The organism is Pseudoxanthomonas mexicana, assembly GCF_001556105.1.
In the GTDB taxonomy this organism is placed as follows: domain Bacteria; phylum Pseudomonadota; class Gammaproteobacteria; order Xanthomonadales; family Xanthomonadaceae; genus Pseudoxanthomonas_A; species Pseudoxanthomonas_A mexicana_A.
This window is the reverse complement of record NZ_LSIF01000071.1, coordinates 1-5,025: the sequence shown is the minus strand read 5'-3', so window position 1 is coordinate 5,025 and position 5,025 is coordinate 1. Positions and strand designations below refer to the sequence as shown.

Annotated in this window: 3 protein-coding genes; all 3 read right to left on the bottom strand. The window is 68.5% G+C overall.

The window, feature by feature from the left end; genetic code table 11:
• A partial coding sequence (locus tag AX730_RS12805) for a PDC sensor domain-containing protein (protein WP_157074235.1) occupies positions 1-1,813 on the bottom strand: 1,813 nt, incomplete at its 3' end.
• A 167-nt stretch (positions 1,814-1,980) separates the two neighbouring features.
• Positions 1,981-2,760: a flagellar brake protein gene (locus tag AX730_RS12800; protein WP_062357134.1), complete on the bottom strand. Its 780-nt coding sequence runs from the start codon at positions 2,758-2,760 to the stop codon at positions 1,981-1,983.
• Positions 2,761-2,878: 118 nt separating this feature from the next.
• A complete protein-coding gene (locus AX730_RS12795; protein ID WP_232310254.1) occupies positions 2,879-4,687 on the bottom strand; it encodes an EAL domain-containing protein in 1,809 nt (602 codons plus the stop codon).
• Positions 4,688-5,025 lie beyond the last annotated feature (338 nt).

Sequence of the window (5,025 nt, the reverse complement as noted above, 5' to 3'; positions counted from 1 at the left end):
GCATGGTGGCGAACACGCCGTGGAAGTCACCTTCCATCCGTGCGGTCAGGTCGCCCTTCGAAAGCGATTGCAGCACGCCCGAGACGGCTTCCACGCTGCCGGCGATCGCGGCCAGCAGGCCGTTGACCTGCTGCGACAGCATCAGCAGGAAGCCCTGTTTGCCGGTCTCGGTGATGCGTCCGCCCAGGTCGCCCTGCGCCGCGGCCTGCACGATACGGGTGACCTCCTGTTCGACCATCACCTCGTGGGTGCGATCCGCCCACTCGACCACATAGCCGGCGCGCTGGCCGTCGCCATCGGTCACCGGGTTGATGATCAGCTGCATGATGCGGCCACCGACGCTGATCTGCGCGCGATGCGTGCCCTGCAACTGCGCCAGCATGCGCGACTGGTGCTCGGGCTTCTTGTGGAAGATGTCGATGCTGCTGCCTACGACGGTGCGCACGTCGAACGCGGACAGGTCGCGGCGCAGGTCCTGCTCGGCGTCCGCGAGCATCTTCATCAGCGGCCCGTTGGCATACACGATGGTGCGGTCGGCGTCGGCGATCATGACGTTGGTGGTGACGTTCTCCAGCGCGGTGCGGATGCGCAGGCTTTCCTTCGCTACCACCGCATCGCGTTCGATGCGTTCGCGCAGGTTGCCCTGCATGCTGCGCATGGCTTTCATCAGCGTGCCGATCTCGTCGTCGCCACTGGCGTCGATCCCGCTGTCCAGCTTGCCGCGGGCGATGTCGTCGGCGACGCGCACGGCCCCGGCCAGCGGCCGGGCGACCTGGCGGCGCAGCAGCCAGAACACCGCGCCGCAGAGCAGGGCGGCGCCCAGCGCGCCCACCGCCACCACCGTCCACAGCACGTCGCGGGCCTCCTTCATCAGGACGGCGCGCGGAACCACCACGCCGAGCGCGAAGCGCTCCTGCGCGTCACCGATCTGCAGCGGCACGTAGGCTTCCATCACCGCGTCGCCGGCGGCATTGGTGGCCTCGCGGAACACGGGCTCGCCGGCGGCGACCCGCTTGATCACGTCGGCGGCCTGGTCACCGGCGTACGGCTTGCCGACCGAGGCCGCATCCTGGTCGGCGATCACCACGCCGGCCGGTGTCAGCAGGCGCACGAAGCCCGCGCCCATCGGCGTGAGTTTGGCGATGCGCTGCTGCAGCGACTGCAGGGCGAAGTCGACGGTCATGACACCGACATACTTGCCGTCTTCCAGCACGGGCGTGGACAGGGTCGTCATCAGCACGTCCTTGCCGGCGATCTTGTAGACGTAGGGCTCGGCGACCACCTGGCGCTTGAGTTCGCGTGGGCGCAGGTACCAGTCGCCGGCACCGGGCACCTCGTAGTCGCGCAGGGCCTCTTCCAGCGGCACGCCGTCGCTCCATGCCCAGTAGCTCATGAAGCGGCCGGTGTCGTCGTGGCCGGGCGCCGACACGTAGTCCGCATCCTTGCCGTCGAACGCATCGGGTTCCCACAGCGTACCCACGCCGATCCATTGCGGATGGGCTTCCAACTGGCGCTTGAAGATGGCGCTGGCGGCCGCGCGGCTGATGCCGTCGCCGCTGCGTTGGGCGAGCAGGGCATGCGCCAGTGCCGCATTGGTGTCGAAGGCGGCGGTCAGTTCGCCGGAGATGCGCTGCGCTTCCAGGTTCGCCAAGCCCTCCATCGTGGTCTGCGCACCGGCGAGCAGCGACTGGCTGCTGCGCAGGTAGCTGGCCGCCGCGGCCACGCCGAAGGCGAGCAGGGCGACGACGGCGGTGCCGACCATCACGCGCGTGGCGATGCTGCGGGAGGAGAAGCGGGTGGACGTGGATGACATGGCGGCCTCGTGCGGATGGGACGGTACGGCTGCCCCGGTGCACGGGCTGGCCGAGGGCGGCCACGCCTGTGTGTCAGGAGCGTTACACGGGGTATCGGCGGCAGCGCGGCGAGGTTGAGCGGAGGACCTTCAGAACCGACGGATGGCGCCGGAAAGGCCGACGTCGGTCACGCCGCGCCACGCTCGCGGGCGCTGCGCTGGCGTTCCAGGCGGAAGATGTAGCGCTGGATCAGCGCATCGCCGCCGCGCGGCAACTCGGTGAACTGGCAGCCGGCACGCCAGCTTTCGCTGCCGTTCTGGTTGAGCTGCCGGTGCAGGCTCTTGACCATCAGGCGTACGCACAGCGGTCCGCTGTCCGGCAGGTGCAGCAGGCTGCCGGGGAATTCCTTGTAGGGACGCAGCGTCGGTTCTTCGGCCTGCACGGCCAGGGCGATGCCGCCGCCGCTGACGTCCATCACCCGGTAGGTGCGGTACGTGGTCTCGCCGTCGGGCTGGCGTTCGGCGATGGCGCATTCCATCGGCTGGGTCACCGGTACCTGCAGCCGGTAGAACTCCCGGCGCTGCAGGCGCAGGATGCCGTCCGGCAGCGAAGCACGGAACGCGATCTGGCCGTCCTTCTGCACGCGCTGCAGGTCGTACAGCTTGAATTGCACGTGGATGCGTTCGAGCCGCGACACGCAGATGACGTGACTGGCCTCTTCGATGCTGCGGTTGATGGCCTCCGAACCACTGCCATCGATCAGCACGCTGTCCTCGTCGTCCAGCACCTCGATGATCGAGGTCGGGAACGTGTGGTTGCGCGGCAGGGCACAGCCACTGACCAGCGCCCGCTTGTCGATCAGCGACTGCAGGATCTGGCGGATCGCATGCTCGCCGTGCACCAGGTACTTTTCTTCGTCGTCGTACCTGACGGGATCGGCCGGAGTGGCGTCGCTGGGCTCGGTCATGCGGGCGGAAACGGCAGGGCTGGGAAGGCGTCACAGACCGTATCGGCTCGCATCACACTATCTTTAGCCGCCTACCACCGGGCGGGGCGGGCCAGTGCGGCGCCGTCGGCGGCGGGTGTTACGCCGTTTGGGTATCGAGCGCGGCGAGCACGTGCAGGCCGACATTGAGTCGCTTGGCGTGGCGCTTGGCCGCCGCGGCCTGCGATGCGACCTCTTCCGCCGTGGAGAAGCGACCGGGCTCGACGTGGGTAGCGCCGATGGTCAGCGTGGTCAGCGGGAACGTGGCGTACCGGCCCGCCCGGTCCTCGCCTTCGAGCACGCCACGCGCCACATCGGCGTCGTCGAACAGCGCACGACTGGCGGCGTTGAACTCGCCGACCATCTCGCGGCAGCGGCGATCCCAGTCGTCGCTCTGGAACAGCACGACGAAATCGTCGCCGCCGACATGGCCGACGAAGTCCCAGCGCGGGTCCGCATGCTTGGTCAGCGTGCTGGCGACCAGCCGGATCATGCGGTCGCCACGGAAATAGCCGTACTGGTCGTTGTAGGGCTTGAAATGGTTGAGGTCGCAATACGCGGCCATGAACGACTGGCGTGCCTCGATCAGCCGGGCGATGTGCTCCGCGATCGGGATATTGCCGGGCAGCAGCGTCAGCGGATTGGCGTAGCGCGCCGCCTCGATGCGCAACTCGGTGACCCGCCGCACCAGCGCCTCGCCGGTGCCCACGCCCGCGTAGCGGCCGTCGCGCGTGATGATGAAACCATCGGACAGGTAGCGCTGGTCTTCGCCCAGCAGGATTTCCGACATCGCATCGATGCTCTGCGACACGTCGGCCATGATCGGCGATTCATGCATCAGCTTGATGCAGGGCTTCCGGCCGAGCAGTTCGCGTGCGAACGGCACGGCCATGCGTTCATTGAACACGCGCCGGTTGATCAGACCCTGCGGCCGCCCCTCGTGGTCGACGACGGGCAAGGCCGGTAGTTGCGGATGCTGGCGGAACAGCTGTTCGGCGTCGAAGTTGCATGCCTGGTCGCTGATCGAGGGCGCCTCGATCAACAGATGCGCCGCGGTGACCCGGGGGAAGGCGGAGCGTCGTCCGTTGAGCGGCCATACCGGCAATTTCTCCCGTATTGCCTGGCGCACTTCTTCCGCTGCGGTCTCGGTGACGGCGGCGTTCGGCCGGCCGAGCAGGTAGCCCTGCGCGAAGCGGATGCCGAGATCCTGGATGATCGCCAGGTCCTGCATGCGCTCGACACCCTCCGCGATCAGGTCGGTCCCCAGGCTGTCGGCGACCTGCACGAGCGCCCGCACGATGCTGAGCCGCCCGGGACTCTGCGCGATCTGGTGCACCAGGTAGCGGTCGATCTTGACGTACTCCGGCCCGAGTTCGTGCCACAGCTCGAAGTTGGAATGGCCGTTGCCGAAATCATCCAGCGCGATGCGGATGCCGGCCGCGCGCAGGTAACCCAGCGCGTCCGCCAGCCGATCGACATCCTCGACGATGTCGCGCTCGGTGATCTCGATGACGAAGCGGCTCAGGTCGCGGCCGGTGGCGTGCAGGCTTTCGATGACCTGCTGCGGACGCAGTGCACCCTGCAGGATGGCGTGCGCGCTGAGGTTGATCAGCAGGCGCCCGCCGCGATCGAAGTCGAAGGCCTGCACCAGGGTGCGCGCGGCATGGGTTTCAAGTTCTCCCAGCCGCCCGGCGGTGCGCGCGCGGTCGAGCAGGCGCAACGGAGGAACGTCGGCGTGGGCGTGGCGCATCAGGCCTTCGTGTGCGACCACCTGACGGTCATCCAGGCGCACGATCGGCTGGAACAGCGCACGCAGGCCGCCGGGGCGCAGGGCGCCATCGAGCAGGGCATCAAGGGAATCTGGCAATGGCGAGACGAGCATGGGCGCGGCACGGTAGCGCGCTTGCATGACAGGTTCGCGTCAGCGCTGCCGCGCGCCGGCCTGGCGCAGTACGCACGATGCCTGGCGTTTTCCGGGGAGAACTCGCCCACGGGAATGCGGTCGATCAGCTACGGGGCGGTGGTCGCGTCCATTGCCCTGCAGGCACCGGAACAGCTTGCGCGCACATGGCCCGGTCATCCGGGCCATGTGCGTGGTGCCGAGGCGGACCGGTCAGAACTCCTGCCAGTCGCCGTCGACGAGGGCGGGCTCCGGCTTGCGGGCCACTGGCTTGCGCGCGATCGTCTTGGCAGCGGCCGGCGTGGGCGAAGACGCCTTGGGTGCGGCGGCGATCGCCTTGCGCACCG

What these genes read in the sequence shown, in the direction of transcription:
- AX730_RS12800 (WP_062357134.1), bottom strand. Translation starts at nt 2,760, where the DNA reads ATGACCGAGCCCAGCGACGCCACTCCGGCCGATCCCGTCAGGTACGAC.
- AX730_RS12795 (WP_232310254.1), bottom strand. Translation starts at nt 4,687, where the DNA reads ATGCAAGCGCGCTACCGTGCCGCGCCCATGCTCGTCTCGCCATTGCCA.